The sequence below is a fragment of the Variovorax sp. Root434 genome, assembly GCF_001426595.1.
Lineage (GTDB): Bacteria > Pseudomonadota > Gammaproteobacteria > Burkholderiales > Burkholderiaceae_C > Variovorax.
Map to the genome: position 1 here is coordinate 1 of NZ_LMEK01000010.1, position 22,875 is coordinate 22,875.

The 22,875-nt window shown below is 68.4% G+C and carries 20 protein-coding genes; 9 read left to right on the forward strand and 11 right to left on the reverse strand.

Annotation, left to right across the window (positions count from 1 at the left end):
* The first annotated feature begins 309 nt into the window (after positions 1 to 309).
* Together ASD05_RS09935 and ASD05_RS09940 are read left to right on the forward strand one after the other, a co-directional pair.
* On the forward strand, positions 310 to 2,208 hold the full coding sequence (locus ASD05_RS09935; RefSeq protein WP_007835946.1) for an ATP-binding cassette domain-containing protein: 1,899 nt from the start codon (positions 310 to 312) through the stop codon (positions 2,206 to 2,208).
* Between the two features lie 88 nt (positions 2,209 to 2,296).
* Positions 2,297 to 4,063: a phospholipase D family protein gene (locus tag ASD05_RS09940; protein ID WP_056591148.1), complete on the forward strand. Its 1,767-nt coding sequence runs from the start codon at positions 2,297 to 2,299 to the stop codon at positions 4,061 to 4,063.
* Positions 4,064 to 4,069: 6 nt separating this feature from the next.
* On the opposite strand, the gene ASD05_RS09945 is transcribed toward ASD05_RS09940, so the two are convergent.
* From ASD05_RS09945 to ASD05_RS09960, 4 genes are all read right to left on the reverse strand, one after another.
* Positions 4,070 to 4,981, reverse strand: a complete 912-nt coding sequence (locus ASD05_RS09945; RefSeq protein WP_056591152.1) for a copper chaperone PCu(A)C — start codon at positions 4,979 to 4,981, stop codon at positions 4,070 to 4,072.
* 28 nt (positions 4,982 to 5,009) lie between these two features.
* The gene (locus ASD05_RS09950) at positions 5,010 to 7,295 is read right to left on the reverse strand and encodes a TonB-dependent receptor (protein ID WP_056591311.1); all 2,286 of its coding nucleotides are present in this window, start codon (positions 7,293 to 7,295) and stop codon (positions 5,010 to 5,012) included.
* Positions 7,296 to 7,410: 115 nt separating this feature from the next.
* Positions 7,411 to 7,782 carry a DUF2946 family protein gene (locus ASD05_RS09955; protein WP_056591155.1) on the reverse strand — a complete coding sequence of 124 codons (372 nt, stop codon included), beginning with the start codon at positions 7,780 to 7,782 and terminating at the stop codon, positions 7,411 to 7,413.
* 11 nt (positions 7,783 to 7,793) lie between these two features.
* Positions 7,794 to 8,945 (reverse strand): TraB/GumN family protein, encoded by a 1,152-nt coding sequence (locus ASD05_RS09960; RefSeq protein ID WP_056591161.1) that lies wholly within the window; start codon positions 8,943 to 8,945, stop codon positions 7,794 to 7,796.
* Positions 8,946 to 9,009: 64 nt separating this feature from the next.
* On the opposite strand from ASD05_RS09960, the gene ASD05_RS09965 reads away from it, so the two are divergent.
* On the forward strand, positions 9,010 to 9,423 hold the full coding sequence (locus ASD05_RS09965) for a VOC family protein (protein WP_056591163.1): 414 nt from the start codon (positions 9,010 to 9,012) through the stop codon (positions 9,421 to 9,423).
* A 1-nt stretch (position 9,424) separates the two neighbouring features.
* Complete coding sequence (locus tag ASD05_RS09970; protein WP_056591166.1) at positions 9,425 to 10,588, forward strand: toxin-antitoxin system YwqK family antitoxin; 1,164 nt, start codon at positions 9,425 to 9,427, stop codon at positions 10,586 to 10,588.
* 87 nt (positions 10,589 to 10,675) lie between these two features.
* Here the strand turns inward: ASD05_RS09970 and ASD05_RS09975 are convergent, their stop codons facing one another.
* Genes ASD05_RS09975 through ASD05_RS09985 form a run of 3 tightly spaced genes read right to left on the reverse strand, consistent with a single transcriptional unit; the run spans position 10,676 to position 13,641 of the window.
* Positions 10,676 to 11,650, reverse strand: coding sequence for a Bug family tripartite tricarboxylate transporter substrate binding protein (locus ASD05_RS09975; RefSeq protein ID WP_056591169.1), 975 nt, complete (start codon positions 11,648 to 11,650; stop codon positions 10,676 to 10,678).
* Between the two features lie 3 nt (positions 11,651 to 11,653).
* Positions 11,654 to 11,890, reverse strand: a complete 237-nt coding sequence (locus tag ASD05_RS09980) for a hypothetical protein (protein WP_007835963.1) — start codon at positions 11,888 to 11,890, stop codon at positions 11,654 to 11,656.
* A complete protein-coding gene (locus ASD05_RS09985) occupies positions 11,887 to 13,641 on the reverse strand; it encodes an FAD-dependent monooxygenase (RefSeq protein WP_056591171.1) in 1,755 nt (584 codons plus the stop codon). The genes ASD05_RS09980 and ASD05_RS09985 overlap by 4 nt, the downstream gene beginning before the upstream one ends.
* Positions 13,642 to 13,739: 98 nt before the next feature.
* Between ASD05_RS09985 and ASD05_RS09990 the strand changes: the two genes are divergently transcribed.
* On the forward strand, positions 13,740 to 14,522 hold the full coding sequence (locus tag ASD05_RS09990) for a helix-turn-helix transcriptional regulator (protein WP_056591174.1): 783 nt from the start codon (positions 13,740 to 13,742) through the stop codon (positions 14,520 to 14,522).
* A gap of 9 nt (positions 14,523 to 14,531) precedes the next feature.
* On the opposite strand, the gene ASD05_RS09995 is transcribed toward ASD05_RS09990, so the two are convergent.
* Entirely contained in the window at positions 14,532 to 15,635 is a 1,104-nt protein-coding gene (locus ASD05_RS09995; RefSeq protein WP_056591180.1) for a fumarylacetoacetate hydrolase family protein, read from the reverse strand.
* 140 nt (positions 15,636 to 15,775) lie between these two features.
* Here ASD05_RS09995 and ASD05_RS10000 point away from each other — a divergent pair, with 140 nt between their 5' ends.
* From ASD05_RS10000 to ASD05_RS10010, 3 genes are all read left to right on the forward strand, one after another.
* Positions 15,776 to 16,972, forward strand: a complete 1,197-nt coding sequence (locus tag ASD05_RS10000) for a DUF3108 domain-containing protein (RefSeq protein ID WP_056591183.1) — start codon at positions 15,776 to 15,778, stop codon at positions 16,970 to 16,972.
* Between the two features lie 103 nt (positions 16,973 to 17,075).
* Complete coding sequence (locus tag ASD05_RS10005) at positions 17,076 to 17,387, forward strand: DUF3567 domain-containing protein (RefSeq protein ID WP_007835970.1); 312 nt, start codon at positions 17,076 to 17,078, stop codon at positions 17,385 to 17,387.
* A gap of 169 nt (positions 17,388 to 17,556) precedes the next feature.
* Entirely contained in the window at positions 17,557 to 18,408 is an 852-nt protein-coding gene (locus tag ASD05_RS10010; protein WP_056591188.1) for a ChaN family lipoprotein, read from the forward strand.
* 307 nt (positions 18,409 to 18,715) lie between these two features.
* On the opposite strand, the gene ASD05_RS10015 is transcribed toward ASD05_RS10010, so the two are convergent.
* On the reverse strand, positions 18,716 to 20,050 hold the full coding sequence (locus ASD05_RS10015; RefSeq protein WP_056591191.1) for an aminotransferase class III-fold pyridoxal phosphate-dependent enzyme: 1,335 nt from the start codon (positions 20,048 to 20,050) through the stop codon (positions 18,716 to 18,718).
* A 70-nt stretch (positions 20,051 to 20,120) separates the two neighbouring features.
* On the opposite strand from ASD05_RS10015, the gene purU reads away from it, so the two are divergent.
* Positions 20,121 to 20,987, forward strand: coding sequence for a formyltetrahydrofolate deformylase (gene purU, locus ASD05_RS10020; protein WP_056591194.1), 867 nt, complete (start codon positions 20,121 to 20,123; stop codon positions 20,985 to 20,987).
* A gap of 9 nt (positions 20,988 to 20,996) precedes the next feature.
* On the opposite strand, the gene ASD05_RS10025 is transcribed toward purU, so the two are convergent.
* Together ASD05_RS10025 and ASD05_RS10030 are read right to left on the reverse strand one after the other, a co-directional pair.
* Positions 20,997 to 21,368: a YXWGXW repeat-containing protein gene (locus ASD05_RS10025; protein WP_056591201.1), complete on the reverse strand. Its 372-nt coding sequence runs from the start codon at positions 21,366 to 21,368 to the stop codon at positions 20,997 to 20,999.
* 129 nt (positions 21,369 to 21,497) lie between these two features.
* Positions 21,498 to 22,817 (reverse strand): SGNH/GDSL hydrolase family protein, encoded by a 1,320-nt coding sequence (locus ASD05_RS10030; protein WP_200955414.1) that lies wholly within the window; start codon positions 22,815 to 22,817, stop codon positions 21,498 to 21,500.
* Between the last annotated feature and the right edge of the window lie 58 nt (positions 22,818 to 22,875).

The following is a 22,875-nucleotide window of genomic DNA, read 5'->3' on the forward strand; positions in this document are numbered from 1 at the left end:
CCCACAACTTTCACTGCAAGCCGCTGAAGCCGTTTCAGCGAAGCCTTCGATTATGCACCGGTTTTTTAACACCAGTCAAACTTTTTGAAGACTTTCTTTGCCGACTCGCAAGCAGGGCTCCGGGGAGAACTGCTTGCTTCGAACACCTTGCGGTATTCATCAGCGAAGCCCACGAGTATATGACAGTTTTCGGACCTTGCAAGACTGTCCGCAAGAAACTTGAAGAAGGCCCCTCAAGCCCCTCGCACGGGGCGGCCTCCTCCTCCGCCACCAGGCCCTGACATCGGCTCCTCCGATAATCCGCGCCACATGGCACTCATCACACTCCTCGACGCCCAGCTCGCGTTCGGTCACGTCCCGCTGCTGGATCATGCGGACTTCTCTCTTCTCGAATCGGAGCGTATCGGCCTGATCGGCCGCAACGGTGCTGGCAAGTCTTCCCTGCTCAAGATACTGGGTGGCCTGGAGAAGACCGACGACGGCACTCTCCAGTTGCAGCAGAACCTCCGGGTGGCTTATGTCGCCCAGGAACCCTTGCTGGACATGGACGCGGATGTATTCACCGCAGCCAGCCAGGGCCTGGGCCCCGTCATTGCCATTCGCGATCTCTATCTCTCCGGTGCGGACGGCCTCGATCTGGACGCCCTGCAATCCCAGATCGAAGCCTTCGACGCCTGGAACTGGGAGCAGCGCGTGGAAGAAACGCTGCACCGCCTCCACCTGGACCGCGACGCCCGCGTCGGGTCGCTCTCCGGCGGCACCCGCAAGCGCGTCGCACTGGCCCAGGCGCTGGTGGCCGCACCCGACGTGCTTCTATTGGACGAACCCACCAACCACCTGGACCTCGACTCCATCGAATGGCTCGAGCAGCTGCTGATCGACTTCAAGGGCAGCGTCGTCACCGTCACCCACGACCGCAGCTTCCTGAACCGCGTCGCCACCCGCATCGTCGAGCTGGACCGGGGCAAGCTGGGCTCCTACCCCGGCAACTTCGAGCAATACCTCCTGCAGAAGGAAGAGCAGCTCGCCCAGGAAGCCGTGATCAGCGCCAAGGCCGACAAACTCCTGGCGCAGGAAGAGATCTGGATCCGCAAGGGCGTCGAAGCACGCCGCACCCGCAGCCAGAGCCGCATCAACCGCCTGCAGGAACTGCGCGCCACGCACGCCGCCCGACGGAACGTGCAAGGCAGCGTCAATATGGACGTGGCCTCGGGCCAGTCCAGCGGCAAGATCGTGGCCGAGCTCACCGATGCCACCAAGTCCTTCGGCGAGAAGACCGTCATCCGCAAGTTCAGCAGCACCATCCTGCGCGGCGACAAGGTCGGCCTGCTCGGGCCGAACGGCGCGGGCAAGACCACGCTGCTGAAGCTGATCCTGGGCGAGCTCGAGCCCGACACCGGCAAGATCCGCCGCGGCACCAACCTGCAGGTGGCGTACTTCGACCAGATGCGCGACAAGCTCGACCTCGACGCCACGCTGGAAGACTTCATCAGCCCCGGCAGCGAGTGGATCGAGATCGGCAGCCAGAAGAAGCACGTCAAGAGCTACCTCTCGGACTTCCTCTTCTCGCCGGCACGCGCCAACTCCCCTGTCCGCTCCCTCAGCGGCGGCGAGCGCAACCGCCTGCTGCTGGCCCGCCTGTTCGCCCGCCCGGCCAACGTACTGGTGCTGGACGAACCCACCAACGACCTCGACATCGACACCCTCGAACTGCTCGAAACCCTGCTGCAGGATTACGACGGCACGGTGTTCCTGGTGAGCCACGACCGGACCTTCCTCGACAACGTGGTGACCAGCACCATTGCCTACGAAGGCGACGGCAGCTGGCGCGAATACGAAGGCAGCGTGCAGGACTGGCTGATCCAGTCCAGGCGCGCCCGCGAGATCGCCGAGCAGCGCCTCGCCGCGGCACCCGCCCCAGCACCTGCGCCCGCCCCGGCCGCGGAACCCGCGGCAGCCCCCCGGACAGCCGTCGCCCGCAAGAAGCTCTCTTATAAGGAGCAGCGCGAACTGGACGCCCTCCCCGCGCAAATCGAAGCCCTCGAAGCCGAGCAGAAGCGCATTACCGAGATGCTCGAACTCGACGGCGGCGCCATCTACGCCACCGATGCCTCTCGCGCCGCCGAGCTGGCCGAGCGCCACGCCAACATCGACGACGAACTGCTCGCCGCCCTCGAGCGCCAGGAAGAGCTGGTCGCCGGGCGCTGACGCCCATGCCGGTCGTCCGCCTGTCCGACGCGCGGCAGGCGCCGACTAGGCTATACATGCTGCTTATCTCATCACCGGGAGAAGCCGCATGCCTTCCTCCTTCCAGGCGTTCTGCCGCCGATCCGCCGCGCTTCCCGCGCTCGGCGCGTTCCTGGCGCTCCTGTTCCTCTGCGGCTGCGCGCAATTGCCGCAGAACGTCGAGCGCCCCGTCTCGACCGCGATCGCCTCGCCAGCCAGCGGCACCGCGCTGGCCGACCTGGTGCAGCAGCGCCGGCAGGCCGACAAGGCCCGCTATGAATCCGGCTTCATGCTCATGGGGGGCCCGCAAGCGGCGTACGGCAGCCGGCTGGCACTGATCGAGGGTGCCCAGAAGACGCTGGACCTGCAGTACTACGCCATCCACGCCGATGCCAGCACCGGCCGCCTTATGCGCGGCCTGCGGGGAGCTGCCGAGCGCGGCGTGCGGGTGCGCGTGCTGCTCGACGACTTCCACACCACCGGCCGCGACGCGGCGGTGCTGGGGCTGGCCTTCATTCCGAACATCGAGATGCGGCTGTTCAATCCGCTCGCGGGCTCGCGCGACTCCCGCATCAGCCGCTTCCTCAATTCGATCGACGACGCCTCGCGCATCCAGCAGCGCATGCACAACAAGCTGTTCATTGCCGACAACGTGCTCGCCGTCACGGGCGGGCGCAACCTCGGCGATGCGTATTTCGGCAACGCGATCAACGGCAACTTCATCGACGTCGACGTGCTGGCGGCCGGTCCCATCGTGCAGGATCTCTCGCGCAGCTTCGACAGCTACTGGAACAACGAGCGCGCCTACCCCGTGCAATCGCTGATCACGCGCGAGAAGCTGCAGGCCATGCGCGACCGCGCGCGCAAGGCCGACCAGGAACTGGCCGAGGAATCGGCCCGCGCCCAGGACGCGAACGGCAACCCGAAACCACCGAACGGCGAGCCGCTCCCCAACGCGCCTCCCACCGCCGCCCAGCGCGCCCGCGCCTGGGACGAGAAGCCGCTGGACCTGCGCACCGCCACCTTCGTCTGGGCCCCGGCCGTGATGCTGGCCGACAAGCCCGGCAAGATCCCCGCCGACTCGGATCCCAGCAATGCGAAGGCACCGGGCCTCTTGGTCAGCCGGCCCGACGACAAGGCTGGCACCTCGCGCGGTGCGGCATCGCTGGAAGCCGCCTCCGATCGGGCGGCCAACGGCGACACGGTGGTCGAGGGCCTCCTGCAGCTGATCGGCCAGGCGCGCACCGACCTGGTCATCATCTCGCCCTACTTCGTGCCCGGCAAGGACATGCTGCGGGCTTTTTCCGAAGCCCGCGGGCGGGGCGTGCGCATCCGCGTGCTGACCAACTCGCTGGCCTCGAACGACGCACCGGTGGCGCACGTGGGCTACGCGCGCCACCGCGAGGAACTGCTCAGGATGGGCGTCGAGCTCTACGAACTGCGCAGCGAGCAGGCGAGCCTCGGCAACGTCTTCGGCTCCTCGGAGGGCGATAGCACCCCCGGTCAATCGCGCGCGATGCTGCACTCCAAGGTGCTGGTGATGGATGGCCGGCTGCTGGTGGTCGGCTCGATGAACCTCGACCTGCGCTCGCAGCTGCAGAACACCGAGCTCGCGCTGCTGATCCGCAGCAACGAACTCTCGCGCGCGGCGTTGGAGCAGATCGAGCGCGGCATGCGCGAGCGCTCCTGGCACGTCGACCTGGTGGATGGATCGCTGCAGTGGCACGCGCCCGAAGGCAGCGACCTGAAGGACACCCGCACCGAGCCCGACGCCAGCCCCATGCTGCGGCTGATGCTCAAGCTCTTCGGGCCGCTGGCGCCCGACCAGCTGCTTTGAAGAGGCTCAGTGCTTGTGCTGATGCGCTGGGCCGGCGGCATCGGCACCTTCGGGCGCGCCCACCGGCAGCGCCAGGTCCAGCGCGGTCTTCACGCCCTTGGCGTCCTCGAACTTCAGCGTCATCGGCACGCTCGCGCCCTTGGCCAGCGGGCCCTTCAGGTCCATCATCATCACGTGATAGCCGCCGGGCTTGAGCTCGACGGTCTGGCCCGCGGGCAGGTCGAGGCCGCCGGTGAGTTCGCGCATCTTCATGGTGTCGCCTTCCATCTTCATCTCGTGCACTTCGGCAATGCCGGCTGCCGGGGTCGAGATGCCGACCAGCTTCGTGCCGGTGGGTGCGGTGAGCTTCATGAAGGCGCCAGTGCCGCTCTGGCCCGGCACCGACTGGCGCACCCAGCCATCGCGTACGTCGACGGTGGCCACGCCCTGCGCCACCACTTCGAGCTTCGCGGCGGGGCTCTTCAGCCCCTTGGTCGAATTGCCCGAGGCCGGCACCTCGGCCCAGTCGGCCACGCCGACGTCGCAGGTCTGCAGCACCTTGAACCACAGCGTGCCCGGTGCCGCGGGCACCTTGCCGCGCAGCACGAACTCGGCGCGCTCGCTGCCGGGCAGCGCGTTCTCGGGCTTCTCGGCGGTCCAGCGCACTTCGCCATCGCCGCCCGCTCCGCCCTTCTGCACGTCGAGCTTCCAGCCCTTGCGCGCCTGTGCGTCGCTCAGCACGAAGCCCTTTGGCAGGCGCACGGCGAGACCGGTGGTGGTCTTGGCGCCTTCGCAGGCGTGGCCGACGCGGAAGGCCGCGTTGTAGTCGCTGCCCACAGTGGCGCCGCCCGGCGGCAGCGAGACATGCGCGGAGGCGGCAGCAACGCCCGTCAGCATGGCGCAGGCAGCGAGAGTCTTGAGAGTGGTCGAGGCATTCATGGCGAAAGATCCTTGAAGTGGAAGAGGGTCAAAGGTCGAACTTGAGTTCGGCCACATAGGTGCGCTGCGGGTATGGGTGGAAGGCCCAGTACCTGTTGTTGTTCAGGTTGTCGATGCCGAAGGACGCGCTCCACTGCCGGTCGATCCGGTAGCGTACGCGCGCGTCGACCACGAAGAACTTCGAGAAGCCCATGTATGCGGCGCCGTTGGGGTCGCTGTTGTCGAGCGTGCCGTACTGCCTGCCGCTGTAGCGCGCGCCGACGGTGTAGCTCCAGCGGGCGTCCGGCCGGTAGGTGGCGAGCAGCGTGGCACGCACCTTCGGCACGCGCGGCTGGTCGCGGCCGACGCTGGCCGCAAAGCCGCTGTTGGCGGTGATCTTCGAGCGGGTCAGCGTGAGGCTGCCGCTCAGGTCGAGCCCCCGCACGCCCACGTCGACCGCGTTCATCGCCACTTCGAGCCCGCGCGTGCGGATGGCGTCGACGTTCTGCACCGTGCTTACGAGGTTGGTGAGTGCCTGGGTGTAGAGCGCGTCCTTGGTGTTCTCGAAGAACAGCGTGGTGCGCAGCACGCCGTCGAGCCCCCAACCCTTCATGTCGCGCTCGGCGCTGAGCTCGGTGGTCCACGAGCGTTCGGGGCGCAGGTTCGGATTCGTGTTGACGATGCGGTTGCCGTCGATCGAGCCCTGGTAGAGCTCGCTCACCGTCGGCATGCGCACCGCGCGGCCGGTCGAGGCCTTGAAGAGCCAGTCGGACGTGGCCTGCCACGCGATGGCGGCCTTGGGCGAGTCGTAGCTGTTCTTGCGCGGCGTGAAGTTCAGCAGCGTGCTCGCGTTGCCGAGCTGGCCGCCGTAGGCCTGCCAGCGCTCGTGGCGCAGGCCGAGCGTGGTCTTCCAGTCCTTCGCGAAGCGCCAGGTGTCCTGCGCGTAGAGCGACTGCAGACGGGTGTTGCCGTTGAAGGCCGAGAACGGCGAGACGGGCGATCCATTGATCCAGTCGAGCGTGTTGCCGACGCTTGTGCGCAGGCGTGCGGTGTCCTGCTGGAAGCCGAAGTCGACCACGTGCGCGCCCACGCCTTCGGCCGAGCCGGTGGGCCGCCAGGTGCCGGCCGCCTTGAAGGTGTTCCAGCCGGAACCGCCCATGTCGGTGGTGCGGCCCGGGCCGCCGTTGAAGGCGCCGGGCAGCGGTGTGGTGGGCGTGCGCGAGGTGTCGCGCGAATAGTCGAACAGGCTCGCCGCCACCTCCCAGTCGAACACGCCGCCGGTGTGGCTCTTCACCGAGAGGCCGTGCATGTAGTGCGTGAGCGCGGTCTCGGTCGGCGCGAGCGCGGCGCTCGGCGAATCGAGGTTGTAAGTGCGCCCGCCGATGTTCACGCGCCCGCCGTACACCGGCCGGCCGAGGGCGTCGCGCAGCCAGGTGTCGACACTGCCGTGCGTGGTGTTGTTCCATGCACCCAGCGTGTAGGTGGCGCGCACCGTGGGCGAGAAGTCGTAGGCCACCTTGAGCTTGGCCTGCTCCTGCGTGGTGTCGTAGATAGTCGAACCGCCCACCAGCCACCACGGCTGGTTCGATGGATTCAGCCCGAGCACCGCGCCGGTCACCGGCGTGCCCGCACTGCCGACCGTGCCCGCGCTCACCAGCCGGTTGCCGAACACCAGCGCCTGCCCCTTGCTGTGGGTGCGCGACGCGCTGAGCCACCACGACCAGTCACCGCTGCGGCTGCCCAGCGACAGGTCGAGCTGCTGGCCAGCCGGCGACGAATGGCTGTTGTACAGGTCGAAGTTCGACGCGAAGCCGCTGAGCTTGACGTGCGCCTCCAGCTGCGTGGGCATGCGCGTCACGTAGTCGACCACCGCGCCCACCGAGTTGCCCGGGTACGCGGCCGAGAACGGCCCGTACAGCACGTCGACCCGCTCGATTTCTTCTGGCGACACCATGCCCCAGCGCGGCGCGTAGGTGGCGCCGTTGCCCAGCGGGTTCGACAGCATGATGCCGTCGGCATACACCATCGAGCGCGCGCTGTTGCCCGTGCCCGAGGCGCGGGTGGCGAGCACGGCGTGATTGAAATCGCCGATGTAGCGCTTGCGCACGACCAGGCTCGGCAGGTATTTGAGCGCGTCTTCGCTGTCGGTGGCGTTGACGGTTTCGACGACCTGCTCGTGCGTCACGCCTTCGATGGTGGTCGGGATCTGCGTCGGCAGCGAGGTCGGGCGACCGCCGGTCACGGTGATGGTGCCGAGCGCGCGGCCACCGGTGCCGCCTTCAGGCGTCTCGGCGGACTGCTGCGCCAGCACAGGCGCGCCAAAGGGAAATGCCATGGCGATCGCCAGGGCGCGGGAATGCTTTTTCAAGAGGAATTCTCCACGAAACTTCAAGCCGGACAGGCCGCACATGCGCTTCGGTCGCGCGCGTGCAGCTACGGTTTTGAGAGCGTCAGGAGAAAGCCGGGGGCCCGCGCGCCGGCAGCGGCGCCGCGGTGGCCGCGGCCAGGCGCGCGGCGGGAATGGCCTGGACCACGCGGCCCAGCGGCAAGGGAAGATCGAACACGGGAGCGGCCACGGCCGGCGGCGGTGCGCCGGTCAGCACGCACAGCGGGCAGTCCATCTGCGAGGCGCCCATTTCCTGCGCGCCGTCTTCGGTGTGGACCACCACCTTGATCGAGCCGGCGCTGGAACACACCAGCTCCATGGCCTGCGGGTTCACCAGCGGCGACGCCACCGCCACGCCCAGCGACAGCACGAACCACAGCAGCACCCAGCGGCCGACGAGGCCGAGGAAGCGGGTGGGGTGGCGCAGCGTGTGCATGGCGGTCGCGATTATCTGCGCACTTTGCCCTTGGCAGGCGCCTTGCCCCCTTTGGCGGCAGGCGCAGCCTTTGCCGATCTACCGCCCTTTGCTGCGGCAGCAGGCGCACCCTTCTGACCACGTTGACCCTTGGCGGCCTTGCCGCCGCGCACGGCCTTCGGCGCTGGCGAAGGCGCCGCAAGCGCCGGCATCGGCACCGCCGTTTGCGCCTGTGCATCGGTCAGCACCGGCGTCACGGTGAAGCCGCGCGCTGCCATCAGCGCGGGCAGTCCCTGCGGGCCGATCATGTGCAGCGCACCAACCGCCGCGAACACGCGCTTGCCACCGAAGTGCAGGCGCTCGATGCCGTCGGCCAGGTTCGGGTTGCGGTCGTCGAGCAGGCGCTTCATCAGCCGCTGCTCGGCGGTCGTCTTGAGGCAGTCGCACCACTCGGGGTAGCGGGCGAGCTTGGCCGCGTCGCTGCGCGCCCAGACGTCGGCCAGCTCCTTGAGCTGGCCGCGCAGCTTGCCCGATTCCAGTTCGTCCAGCGCCGCATCGACCTGCTCTGCCTCCTCGGCTTCGGATTCGCCGGTCAGCGCCTTCAGCTGCTCGGCCGCGCTTTCGAGCGCGACGATCGGCTTGTTGCCGTTGCGGGCGGAAACCGCCAGCGTCTCGTCCACGCCGAATTCCGGGTACAGCCCGTCGGCCCGTCCCGCCAGGCCGGCCAGCGCCGTGACCTGCAGGATCGGCTGCAGCTTCGACAACGTGCCAGGCGGCACGCAGGCCTCGGCGTTCTGGCGCTCCAGCCGGCGGGCACGCTCGCCGCTGAGCATGCGCGCCAGCAATGCCGGATCGGCCGGCTGGCCCATGGTCCGGGCGGTGGCTTCGTCGTGCAGGTCCAGCTCCAGCGCGAGCACATCGCTCTCCGCGAGCGCCTTCTGGATAGCCGGGCCGGGCCGCACCCAGTCGCCGCGCCCGACATGGATGGTGCCGTAGAGCCACGAGCTGCGCCCGTCGCGCTCGATGCGCCAGAGCACCCCGCGGTCGATGCCGTTGCGCACGCCCATGCCCGGCTTTTCGAGGCTGGCGATGGCCGAGGGCGGGCAGGCGGCGTGCGCAGCCGCGAAGGTGAGCAGAAGAGCGATGCCGCACATCCGCGCGGCGAGGGTCCGGAGTATCCGCAAGGCTTGCTCCACGATGAAAGAAAGTCCGGCATTCTCACAGCACCGCTGCCCATAATCCGAAACCATGCAGAGCATCTTCCACCTTGCCTTCAATGTTCGCGACCTCGACGTCGCCCGCCGCTTCTATGGCGGCGTGCTCGGCTGCGCCGAGGGCCGCAGCACCGACACCTGGGTCGATTTCGACTTCTTCGGCCACCAGGTTTCGCTCCACCTCGGCGAGCCCTTCGCCACCGCCCGCACCGGCCGCGTCGGCGACGTGATGGTGCCGATGCCGCACTTCGGCCTCGCGCTGGCCCTGCCCGACTGGCAGGCGCTGGCCGCACGGCTCGAAGCCGCCGGCACCGAGTTCGTGCTGAAGCCGCAGGTGCGTTTCGAGGGCCAGCCGGGCGAGCAGTGGACGATGTTCTTCCTCGACCCGTTCGGCAATCCGATCGAGGTCAAGGGTTTCCGCTCGCTCGACACGCTTTACGACAAGTGACATGACCCCGCGCCGGACCGCCCTCCGCGGCGCCGCCGCATTGCTCGCGCTGCTCGGCGCCGCGACGGCGCACGCGCAGCCGGACTGCGAGCTGAACGGCCGCAGCGTGAACCCGGCCGACGGCAGCAGCACCGCGGGCAAGACCGGCCTGCTGCGCTGCAAGGACCGCGCAACCGGCGAGCTGCAGCGCGAGGAACAGGTGCAGAACGGCGTGTCGATGGGTCTGGTGCGCATCTACGAGAAGGGCAGGCTCGCCAAGGAGCACACGCTCAATGCCAAGGGCAACCTGCAGGGCCGCGCCCGCGAGTTCTCGCCCACGGGCCGCGTGCTGCGCGACGCCACCTACGAGGACGGCCAGGAGCGTGGGCTGGTGCGCAGCTTCTACCCCGACGGCCGGCTGCGGCGCGCCATCTTCTATCCCGACACCGGCAGCGGCAGCGAACGCGCGTCGGTCGAATTCACCGAGCACGGCCAGCTGTCGGCGCTGCGCTGCGCCGACGCGCCCACGCTGGCCCCGGTGGTCGATGACGCCAGGCTCTGCGGCTTTACAGGCACCGGCCCGTCGCAGGTCGAACTGTTCGACTCGCGCGGCACCCTGCGCTCGCGGCTGTCGTACGTGTCGGGCAAGCGGGTGCGCTCGCAGAGCTTCTACGACAACGGCAAGACCGCGGCGATCGACGAAATCGTCGGCAACCAGCGCACCGAGCAGAACTACTCGTCCGAAGGCGTCAAGCGCCGCGAGGCGGTGTACCTGCTGATCGAGCGCGCAAGCGTGCGCCTGCGCGAGCAGGCCTTCTCCGAAAAAGGCGCGCTGGTGCGCGACCAGCGCTGGAACAGCGCGGGCGAGCCGATCGTCGACGACAGCTACCACCTCAACGGCCAGCCGAGCAGCAAATCCGCCTACAGCGGCAGCGGCGACACGCGCACGGTGGAGATCACCGAGTTCTACGACAGCGGCCAGCGCGCCGCGCAGGGCCGCTACCAGGTGGTGGGCCGCGGCCGGCAGATTCCGGTGGGCACCCACCAGCGCTTCAGCGAAAAGGGAACGCTGCTGGCCGAATCGACATTCGACGCCAAGGGCCGCGTGACGCGCGAGCGTGCCTGGGACGAGAACGGCGATCTGCTGCGCGACGACGAGGTCGTCGAGGACGGCTCGAAAAAATAGGCTCGCCCCCCTCCCGGGGCAACACCAGAGGCCCGGCAACGCCGGTTCCTCGGAGTTTCACGAGGGGGGAGAGTCCCCTTTGCGGCTTCAGTCCAGCTTGATACCGGCCTGCTTGATGATCGGGCCCCAGCGCCTGGACTCGGCGCGCGACAGCGCCGCGAACTGCGCCGGCGTGCCGGGCATCGCTTCCATGCCGAAATCGTCGAAGCGCTTCTGCACGGTCGGCGTGCCGAAGGCCTTGTTCAGGTCACCGTTGAGCTTGTTCACCACCGCCGGCGGCAGGCCCGCCGGGCCCAGGATGCCCTGGAACGCGAACACCTCGGTGTTGGGCACGCCCACTTCGGCCAGCGTCGGAACGTTGGGCAGCAGCTTGCTGCGCGCACCCGAGCCGATGGCCAGCACGCGCACCTTGTTGCCCTGCATGATCGACAGGCCCGAAGCCAGGTCGAGGAACATGCAGGGCACCTGTCCGCCCATCACGTCGGCCATGGCCGGCGCCGCGCCGCGGTACGGAATGTGGGTGATGAAGGTCCCGGTGCGCACCTTGAACATCTCCATCGCGAGGTGGTGCGGCGAGCCGTTGCCTGGCGAGGCGTAGTTGACCTTGCCGGGGTTGGCCTTCACGTAGGCGAGGAACTCCTTGAAGTTCTTCGCCGGGAAGTCCGGATGCACGACCAGTGCCAGCGGGAACTTGCCGATCGCACCGATGTAGGTGAAGTCTTTCTCGGGGTTGAACGGCAGCTTGCTGAACAGGTGCTCGTTGAAGGCCAGCACGGCGTTGTCGGCCGACATGATCGTGTAGCCGTCGGGCTTGCTCTTGGCGACGATGTCGGCGCCGATGTTGGTCGAGGCACCGGGGCGGTTGTCGACCACGATCTGCTGGCCCAGCGTCTGGCGCATCGATTCGGCCAGCACGCGCGCGATCACGTCGGTGCCGCCGCCCGCCGGATACGGCACCACCCATTTGACGAGTTGCGCGGGGTACTCCTGCGCATGGGCGAAAGGCGTGGCGGCCACGGCGGCGCCGGAAGCGAGCGTGGCGAGAAGGGTGCGGCGATCCATGGATCAGTCTCCAGTCGTTGTTTGTGATTCGGAAGCGGACAGCGATGGTACGGGCAGCGCGTGCAACGCGTCGGCCAGCGCGGCGCGGCAGCGCGCCTCGTCGCCGACCTGTTCGAACAGCAGCAGCGCAAGCCGCGCGAGAAACAGCGATTCGCGCTCGGCGCCCGCCTCGGTGATGGCGCGCGCGCACTCGGCGTAGAGGCGGTCGCGGGCGTCGGGGTTCAGCGGTGTCGTGCTCATGCGGGGAGCTCCTGGGCCGCGCGGGCCAGTGCGGGTTGCAGGGCGCCGGGCGGCAGGCGATGCCAGCGCGCGGCCACGTGGCCGTCGGGGCGCAGCAGGTAGACCGCGCCGTCCTGTGCGCCGAGCACTTCGAAGACGGCGGGGGATGCATGCGCATCGGCGCCGCCGGAGCCCAGGCTCGCAATGCTGCGAACGACGAAGGGCAGCGCGCCCTGCCGTGCCTGCGCGACGTCGGCGGCGGGCGGCGCGGCCACCTCGGGCCGCAGCACCAGCAGCGTGAAAGTCGGCGCGATCCAGTCGGTGAGATGGCCTTGTTCGAGTTGCTGCTCCGGCATCACCTCGCCCGGCAGCGGGCCAGCCGTCAATGCATCTCCTTCGCCCGACGACAGCGGCGAATCGACGTAGCACACGGCCTGCGTCTGGCGGGGGTTGATCAGCTGCGCGATGCCGCGGTGTTTTTCCGACAGCGACAGCGCCGCCTCGCGCAGCAGGTCGAAGCCGCGCGACGGCGGCGACATGAACTCGGTGCTGCGCATCGCGTTCTCGGCATTCACGTGGAAAGCCGCGATGCGCTCCTGCGAGTACGAATCGAGCAGCGCCGCATCCGACAGGCCCTTGGCGACGAACGCCAGCTTCCACGCGAGGTTGTCCGCGTCGTCGAAGCCCGAGTTGAGCCCGCGCACGCCGAAGATCGGCATCGCATGCGCCGCGTTGCCCGCGAACACGACGCGGCCGTGGCGGTAGCTGTCGAGCGTCATCGCGCCGGCGCGATAGACCGAAGTCCACACCGTCTTCCACGGCAGATGGCCTTCGCCGATGGCGTCGAGGTGGCGCTGCACGAACTCGGCCACGGCTGGCGGCTGCAGCGCCTCCTCGGTGCTCTGGCCGGGGCGCAGCTGGTAGTCGATGCGCCAGATGTCGTCGGGCTGGCGGTGCATCAGCACGGTCGAGCCCGGGTTCCACGGCGGGTCGAACCACGCGCGGCGCTCGGTCGGGTGGCCGCTCTTGAGCTCGATGTCGATGATCACGTAGCGGCCTTCGTAGCCCGTGCCTTCGAGCGCGAGCCCCATCGTTTTGCGCACGAAGCTCTGGCCGCCATCGCAGGCTGCGAGCCACTGGCCGTGCAGCCGGTATGCGCCTTCGGCATTGCGAACGTCGAGCGTCACGCCGTCGTCGTCCTGCGCGAGGCCGGTGAGCTCGGTGCCCCAGCGGATGTCGATGAGCCCCGGCGTCGCCTCGTTGCGGCGGAAGATCTCTTCGAGCAGGTAGTGCTCGGCGTAGTACTGCTCGAGGTTGATCATCGGCGGCAGCTTCTGCTGCGCGTCGTGCGGCATCTCGAAGCAGAACACCTCGGCCGTCTTGTAGAAGCTGCGGCCGCCGGTCCAGGGCAGGCCCTTGCCCATGAAGCCGGGCAGCACGCCCAGGCGCTCCATGATCTCGAGACTGCGGCGCGAGATGCAGGCCGCGCGGCTGCCCACGCACACGGTGTCGTCGGCCTCGAGGATCACGCAGCGCACACCGTGGTTCGCGAGCCCCAGCGCGAGCGCCATGCCGACCGGGCCGCCGCCGACAATCACCACGGGGTGGCGGCCGGGTTCGGCGCCGCCGGGGCCGAGCGCGGGCGTTCGGGATTCGTAGCGCGTGTAGTGGAAGGCGCCGACCGAGGGCGGCAGTCCGGCGTCGGCGCCGGACTTCGGCGGCACGGGGCCGCTCGCGGCATCGCCGAGGGTGGCAGCGGGGGAGTTCGTCATCCGGCGGGATTGTCCCGATGCGCGAGGAGCGGCAATGTCATAACTTCGTACGAGGTAGTTACCCGTATGCGCGCCCTTTCCTTCTTCTTTCCCCACGCATGAGACGCTGGCGCATCCACCCCGCCGAAGACACCACGCTGGCCGCCGCCGTGGTCGGCGACGTGCTCTCCGGCGTGGGCACGCCGCTGCTGGCGACCAGCTATCTCAAGGCCATGCAGCGCGTGATGCCGGTGACCTTCTGCACGGTGTTCGTGGTCGATGCCGCCGGGCGCATCGAGCTCGTGTCCGCCGCCAGCAGCTATGGCAGCACGGCGGAGCGCACGTCCGAACGCTACGTGGCGCAGCGCTTCGATTTGCTCGACCCGAACATGGCCTGGCTGGCGGCGCGCAAGCTGCCCAAGCGCGCGCAACTCTGGATGGGCCACCAGCGCGCCGACGAGGTGGCCGACCCGGTGTATCGCGCCGCCTGCTATGGCGACGTGGGCATTCGCGAGCGCGCCTCGGTGCTGTTGCTGCAGCCCACGGGCCAGCGCGTGGCCGTGAGCTTCTACCGCAGCCTCGCGCAGCCGGAATTCGGCGCGGCCGACTTCGAGCGCATCGAGGCGCACGCCACGCTCCTGGCCGATGCCACCGCCGCGCACGGCCGCAGCGCAGTGGCCGCGCGGGAGCCGGTGGAGCCCGTCCTCGCCTCGCGGCTGCTGAAGCTGAGCCTGCGCGAGCGCGAGGTTATCGGCCACCTGATGGCGGGCCGGACGGCCAAGGAAGCCGCGCGCCAGATCGGCGTGGAGCTGACGACGGTGCGCACCCACCAGTACCGGGCGTTCCGGCGGCTGGGGATACGGTCGCAGAAGGAGTTGCTGCGCGGCGCGGGGCCGCACTGAGCCAGCCCCTCAGTCTTCGGAAGCTTCTTGCTCCGGCTGCGCCCCGTCCGGCGCATCGCCCTGCTGCGGCTTCACCAGCGACACCGGCGCCTCCTTCGGCCGCCCCGCCGTGGACACGATCTCCTGGTCGATGGCGCCGAACAGCGAGCGCCCGTCCAGCCCCTTCATCTCGATGCGGATGGTGTCGCCGAACTTCATGAACTCGGTGTAGGGCTGGCCGACCTGGATGGTCTCGATGCAGCGCTTCTCGGCGATGCACGAATAGCCCTTGGGCCAGTCCATCTGGCCGTCCTTCTTCTCGACGCCCTTGTTGCTCACGGTGCCGCTGCCGACGATGCTGCCGGCGCGCACGTTGCGGGTCTTGGCGATGTGGGCGATGAGCTGACCGAAGTGGAAAGTCATCTCCGGGCCCGCATCGCACAGGCCGACCTTGCGGCCGTTCCAGCTGCTTTGCAGCGCCAGGTGCACGCGGCCGTCCTGCCACGCCTCGCCGATCTCGTCGAGCGTCACAGCTACGGGGCTGAAGGCGGTGGCGGGCTTGCTCTGGAAGAAGCCGAAGCCCTTGGCCAGTTCGGCCGGAATGAGGTTGCGCAGGCTCACGTCGTTGGCCAGCATCACGAGGCGGATGCCGTCGAGCGCCTGGTCGGGCGTGGCACCCATGCGCACGTCGCCGGTGATCACCGCGATCTCGGCCTCGAAGTCGATGCCCATGGCTTCGCTGGGCACGACCACGTCGTCGGTCGGGCCGAGAAAGTCGTCGCTGCCGCCCTGGTACATCAGCGGGTCGGTATAGAAGCTCTCGGGCACCTCGGCGTTGCGCGCCTTGCGAACCAGCTCGACGTGGTTCAGGTAGGCCGAGCCATCGGCCCACTGGTAGGCGCGCGGCAGCGGGGCCATGCACATGGCCGGATCGAAGGGAAAGGAATGGCGCGCACGGCCGGTATTGACGGCGTCGTACAGGTCCTGCAGCTGCGGGCTCATGAAGCCCCAGTCGTCCAGCACCTGCTGCAGCCGGCTCGCGATGTCGGTGGCGTAGTGGGCGAGCGTGAGGTCGCGCGAGACAACGACGAGCTGACCGTCGCGCGAGCCGTCCTTCAGGGTGGCGAGTTTCATGATGCGGTGCGTGCGTGAGAACAGGGACGGGGCGCCGGCACGGGCCGGTCGCCGCTCCCACTTAAACTGGTTGAACGGGCGGCAGTTTACCGAGGTGGTCTTTCGTGAACCTCCGGGCCGGCGCCTCACTCCACATACCGATGCCGACGCTCGTTGCCCCCTCTTCCTCGCCATCGCTGCCTCCCGGGCTGCCGGGGCGTCCGTCGTGGCGGGTTCTGATCGGGCTGACGCTGCTGGTGGGGCTGGTCCATCTGTTGCTGCTCGGGCTGGCGCCGGTGGCGGTCGGGCCGGAGCCTTCGCCGCTGGCAAGCAAGTTCAGCACGCGCACCATCGTGATCGCACCACCGGCGTCCGAGGCGCCCGCTCCGGCGGCCGCGCCCGCCGAGGCCAGGCCGCCGCCTCCGCCCAAGCCGAAGCGCCCGCGCGAGGCGTCGGTGCCCAAGCCGAAACCGAAGCCGGCCCCGGTCGAGCCGGCGTCTTCGCGGGAGCCGGACGCCACCACGCTGCCGCCCCCCGAAACGCCCGACCCGACAGCCCAGGCCGCTACCAATTCAGGAGCAACACCGCCCGAAGCAGCGGCCAGTGCCCCGGCCGGCGCGACATCGCCCTCCGGTGGCACCGGAACCGGTACAGCTGCGGCGGCCGGCGGCGAGGCCTCGGGCACCATCGCCGGCACCCAGGCGATGAAGATCCCCGGCTCGGTCACGCTGGACTTCGAGGCCACCGGCCAGTCCGGCGCCTCGCCGCAGCGGGGCGTGTTCGGCGAACTGGTCTGGCTGCAGGACGGCAGCCGCTACGACGGGCGACTGACGCTCAAGGCGGTGTTCTTCACCTTGCTCAACTGGCACAGCACCGGCCGCATCGGCCCCTCGGGGCTGGAGCCCGAGCGGTACTCCGAAAGCCGCAAGTCCGAGGTGGCTTCTCATTTCGTGCGCGACCAGGGGCAGATCGTGTTCAGCAACAACGCGCCACCCGTGCCCCTGCTGGCCGGCGCGCAGGACCGCATGAGCGTGATGATGCAGCTCGGCGGCCTGCTGGCGGCCAGCCCCGGTCGCTATCCGGCAGGTACCCGGATTTCGGTCCAGACCGTGGGGCCGCGCGATGCCGACGTCTGGGTCTTCGTGGTCGGTGACGAAGAAAACGTGAGCCTTCCGGCCGGCGAATACGTCACGCGCAAGCTCACCCGCACCCCTCGGCGGGAGTTCGACCGAAAACTCGAGCTCTGGCTTGCGCCAGCGTACGGCTACCTGCCCGTGCGCATCCGGCAGACGGAACCCAACGGGGACTTCGCTGACGCCCAATTGCGCAAACCCCTACCCGCGGCCGCCCCGAACTGAGGAGAGTCATTCCATCGGAGCAAAAGCCAAGAAATTAGCCCGTTGGTTTTACAAGAATGACAACCTGTCTTGAAACTGGCGCGTTGATTGCTATGTAACCTCCATGAACGCCATCGACATCCTCACAGGGCCCGCCATGAACATGCTTTATGACTCGGAGTCTTTCGTCGTCGTCCACGTGCAGCCCAATGAAGGCGACGAACCCGCGCAACCCAACGTGCCGGTTCTGGAGCGTCACGGCTTCGAGATCGTGGACAAGCGTTCGGGCAAGGAGGTCTACCTCGACGGCTCCTGGGCCGAGCTGTTCCAGCAGCAGATCGCCGCCTGGCAGCTCAACACCCCCACCCAGGAAGAAGTCGAAGACACGCTCGAAGGCTACGCCGAGCTGGCCCACACGCCGGTGCTGGTGCACTGACGCAAATTCGGCCTCCAATGACAAAGCGCCCTGCCCGGGGCGCTTTTTTCATGAAGCACCGGGCAACGGATCCCCTGAATCTCGGGTCAGCGAAGAGACCGAAAGAGACGACAAGGAAAAGCGGAAATGGACGGCACGGCGGGCGCGTGCCGAGGCATAGTATGGCGTGATGCCCCCTCCAAACCGGCCCCTGCGGACTCCCTGGCGCCTGCTTCTTCCCCTGCTCGCCACCACCGCATTCGGGGGCTGTTCGGCGCTGCCTCCCGGCGCCGATGCGCCCATCGCGCGCCGCATCGCAGCACTCCAGCCGGTCGACGCCCTGCTGCTCGGCGAGCAACACGACGCCCCCGAGCACCACGCCATCGAGCGCGAAGCCGTCGAGGCGTTGGTCGCGCGCGGCCATCTCGCCGCGCTTGCGCTCGAAATGGCCGAGGAAGGCCGCAGCACCGCGCGCATCACCCCCACCGCCACCGAAGCGCAGGTGCAGGCGGCCCTCGACTGGAGCGACAAGGCCTGGCCCTGGGCCAACTACGGCCCCACCGTGATGGTGGCGGTGCGCGCGGGCGTGCCCGTGGTCGGCGCCAACCTGCCGCGCACGCGCATGAAGGACGCCATGGCCGACGTCTCGCTCGACGTGCAGCTCAACGGCGAGGCCTATGCCGTGCAGCAGGACGCCGTGCGGGAGGGCCACTGCCAGATGCTGCCCGAGTCCCAGATCGTCCCGATGACGCGCATCCAGGTGGGCCGCGACCGTGCAATGGCGCAGGCCATCGTCAAGGCGAGGCGGCCGGGCCAGACGGTGCTGCTGATCGCCGGCGCGGGCCACGTCGTGCGCACGCTCGGCGTGCCGCAGCATCTGCCCGACGACGTCAAGGTTGCCACGGTGCAGATGCGCGCCGCTCCCGCTCCGGCGGACGTGGCAGCGGGCGACTACGACAGCACATGGCAGACGCCGCCATTGCCCGAGAAAGACTATTGCGCCGAGTTCAAGCGGCTGGCCAGGCCGCAGCCGAAGGCGTGAGCGCTTCGAACCTAGTCACCGAACCAGAACAACAACCAGGCGCTGACAGAGCCGAGCGTCATCAGGACGAGAAGAATCTGGCGACCCGCGTGAAGCGGTTGATTCGTCCAGGATTCGATATTTTTTGAAGTCCTCATCTCCAGCCTTGTGATGCGGGCTGAAGAATGAGGCTCCCGCTGACTCCTGTCAAAGCGGTAAAAATGCTTCGTCGACCGTCAGTTCAAAACGAAAGTCGCAGGGTTTCCATGCGCCGCGATCCTCCGAATGGCCTTCGCGTCGCCGGCTTGCGCAAGTGCCGCCGTCCCGCTCAGGCGTGCTTTCTGATCGAATCCGCCAGCGTGTTCACCAGCGTGTCGATGTGCGACTTTTCCACGATGTACGGCGGCGCGATCACCAGCACGTCGCCCGCGGGCCGCACCAGTGCGCCCTTGTGGAAGCAGTCCAGGAAGATGTCGTAGGCGCGCTTGCCCGGCGTGCCCGCGATGGGCGCGAGCTCCACCGCGGCGGCGAGGCCCAGGCTGCGGATGCCGATCACGTTCGGCAGGCCCTTGAAGGCACTGTGGAAGGCATCGCCCAGCACCTTGCCCATCTCGCCGGCGCGCGCGAACAGGTTCTCCTGCTTGAAGAGATCGAGCGTGGCGATGGCCGCGGCGCAGGCCACCGGGTGGCCCGAGTAGGTGTAGCCGTGGAAGAACTCGACCACGTGCTCGGGCGCGTCGGTCTTCATCATCGCGTCGTAGAGCTTGTCGCGGCAGATCACGCCGCCGAGCGGAATGACGCCGTTGGTCACGCACTTGGCGAAGTTCAGCATGTCGGGCACCACGCCGTAATAGTCGGACGCGAAGTTGGTGCCCATGCGGCCGAAGCCGGTGATGACCTCGTCGAAGATCAGCAGGATGCCGTGCTTGTCGCAGATCTCGCGCAGGCGCTTCAGGTAGCCCTTGGGCGGCAGGTACCAGCCGGCCGACCCGGCCACCGGCTCGACGATGATCGCGGCGATGTTGCTCGCATCGTGCAGCGGCAGGATGCGCGTTTCGAGCTCGACCAGCGGGTCTTCGGCCCACACCGGCTCCTCGTTGCGGATGTAGGCATGGTTCACCGGATCGTGGATGAAGCGCATGTGGTCCACGCGCGGCAGGAAGGCCGAGCCGAACACCTTGCGATTACCGGGAATGCCGCCCACGGACATGCCACCGAAGCCCACGCCGTGGTAGCCCTTCTCGCGGCCGATGAACACGTTGCGGTGGCCTTCGCCGCGCGCGCGGTGATAGGCAAGCGCGACCTTCATGGAGGTGTCTGCGGCTTCCGAGCCCGAGTTGCAGAACAGCACCTTGTTGAGATCGCCGGGCGCGAGCGAGGCGATCATCTCGGCCGCCTTGAAGGCGCGGTCGTTGCTGACCTGGAAGGCGGTGGCGTAGTCAAGCGTGTCGAGCTGCTTCTTGATCGCCTCGTTGATGGGCTTGCGGTTGTGGCCCGCGCCCACGCACCACAGCGAGGAGATGCCGTCGATCACCTTCTTGCCGTCGTGCGTGGTGAACTCCATGCCGTCGGCCGCCACGAAGACGCGCGGGTCTTTCCTGAAATGGCGGTTGGGAGTGAAGGGCAACCATTGGTTGTCCATGTTGAAGTCCTGCTGGGCCATGTCTCGCTCCTGCGGTTATGTGGTCGAGGAAAATCGCGATTCTGGCACCCCTGCGACAATCACGCCCCTGATGACGACCACTACGCCCACCTCGCCCGCCTACATCCTGAACCTCTCCTGCCCCGACCGTACGGGCATCGTGCACGCCGTGTCGGGCTTCCTGCTCGAACGGGGCGCCAACATCGAAGAGGCCGCCCAGTACAACGACCACGACACGGGCCTGTTCTTCATGCGGGTGCGCTTCGCCTGCGGCGAGCACAGCGAAGCCACGCTGCGCGAGGAACTGAAGACCTTCGCCGCCGGCTTCGGCATGAAGCTGCAGCTGCATGCCGCCGCCGAGCCCATGAAGACCGTGATCCTGGTCAGCAAGGAAGGCCATTGCCTCAACGACCTGCTGTTCCGTTGGAAGAGCGGCCTGCTGGCCATCGACGTGCGCGCCATCATCTCGAACCACCGCGACTTCTACCAGCTGGCCGCGAGCTACAACGTGCCGTTCCACCACATCCCGGTGACGGGCGCGACCAAGGCGCAGGCCGAGGCGAAGCAGCTGGAAATCATCGAGGCCGAGGGCGCCGAGCTCGTGGTGCTCGCGCGCTACATGCAGATCCTGAGCAACGACCTGTGTCGCAGCCTGGCTGGCCGCGCGATCAACATCCACCACTCGTTCCTGCCCAGCTTCAAGGGCGCCAAGCCCTATTACCAGGCCCACGACCGCGGCGTGAAGCTGATCGGCGCCACCGCCCACTACGTGACGGCCGACCTCGACGAAGGCCCGATCATCGAGCAGGACGTGGAACGCGCCGACCACACCGACACGGTCGAAGACCTCACGGCCCGCGGCCGCGACACGGAGAGCCAGGTGCTGGCGCGGGCGGTGAAGTGGCACAGCGAGCACCGCGTGCTGCTCAACGGCCACCGCACCGTCGTGTTCCGCTGAGTCCCTCCGTCAGTTGCGATTCGGGTTGTCCGGCCGGCGGTCGTAGCGGTTCGGCACCCCGTCGCCATCGCGGTCCCAACCGCCCCTGTTGTATTGCCAGCGGTCGCCGTCCTGGCGCCATTCCGGCGGACGGTAGGCATAGCCCGGACGCGCGCGCACCCAGTAGCCGCGGACCCACACGTGGCGGCCACCGCGCCATTCATAGTGCCCCGGCGCCCACACATAGCCGCGGCGCGGAGGCGGCACGCGTTCGGAGCGCGGCGGAGGCGGCGCCACCTGGATGGTGACGGGCTGTGCCTGTGCGGCCGTGGGAACAGCCAACGTGCCCACCGACAGAAGCGAAGCAGCACCGATGGAAAGAGCCAATGCGATCTTTTTCATGAAGTACCCCTCATGAGTTGTAGGAGCCTTCATGCTGCCCGGCCCATGTGAAGCGCCTGTAAGCGGTGCACGAAATCTTGTGTAGAGCTGTGACCCGCTTTTCGCTGCTCCCACAGCCCTTGCGAGCACTCACTCCTGCAATTCGTGCAGGTCGATGGCCGCGGCCATCGCGGCATGGCCGGCCTTGTTGGGGTGCAGGTGGTCGCCCGAATCGAACAGCGGGTTCAATGCCTGCGGGTCTGCGGGGTCGCGCAGCGCCGCATCGAAATCGACCACGCCGTCGATGTCCTGCCGGCCGCGAATCCAGCGGTTGACGGCTTCGCGCATGGCATCGTTGGCCTCGTTCCAGTAAGGCGTGTTCCTGAATGGCGGCACCGTGCCGAGCAGCACCTTCACGCCCTTGGCGCGAGCCTGCTTGACCAGCTGCTCCAGCCCGTCGGTGATGCGCTCGGCGGTCGGCATGTCGCGGGGCTTGATCTCGGCGCCGGGCACGTTGGCGAACAGGGTGCGGCCGATGTCGTTGGTGCCGAGCAGGACGATCGCGTGCGTCACGCCGCTCTGCCGCAAGGCGTCGCGCTCGAAACGCGAGAGGCCGCTGGGCCCCATGCCGTCGGCCAGCAGGCGGTTGCCGCCGATGCCGGCATTGAGCACCGCTATGTCGTTTCCGGCGCCCTGCGTATCGCGCAGGCGCGTGGCCAGCATGTCGGGATAGGCCCCGAACTTGGCCTCCGCGGTGCCCGACGTGATGGAGTCGCCGAACGCCACGACGGTGCGCACGGACTTCGTGGTGAGCACGTCGAGCCCGGTCACGATCTGGTTCAGCACCAGCGGCGTGGGGCTCTTCAGCTTCGGCGCCATCACGGCATTGCCGGCAGTCACCCACGTCGTTCCCGGCTCGAGCATGGAGACCGTGGAGAACGGCGCGGCGCGATCGAAGAAGGCACTCACGACCACGGTCTGCCCCGCCTGCACCGGCAGGTCGACGCCATCGCTCCAGGCGTCCGCGCCGGGGGCGATCGTGAGGCTGGTGCGCCCGCCGAACCGCAGCACGCGCAGCGTGGCCGGCGAGAACGCATCGGCGCCGGTGCCGCGTGCCGCACTCGCGGCGGCAATGCGCAGCGGCGTCTTGCCGAAGCGGTTCGAGAAGCGGATGCGGATGCGCTGGCCGTCCAGCGACAGCTCGACCTGCTGGCGCAGCGTCTGCCCGCGCAGGTCATTGCCGGCGGGCGATGCATAGCCCGCGCCGCCGGGGCTTGCGGCCAGCTCGCCGAACTCGACCGGCGCCACGGCCCAGCTCGCCACCCAATGTGCTTCGGCAGGCTGGCGGGGATGGTTGCCGGGAGTGACGGCCTGCACGCCCACGGCCAGCACTGCGAGGCAGAGGGCCGCCACCCAGTGCGCCGTGGCCACGTCGCGGAGGTGGGCTGCCCAACGAGAAACCAGTTTCATTCGCGCAAAGCGACGCAGTTTACGGAGCCATGATCTCCCGCGCGTGACGAGGTCTAAA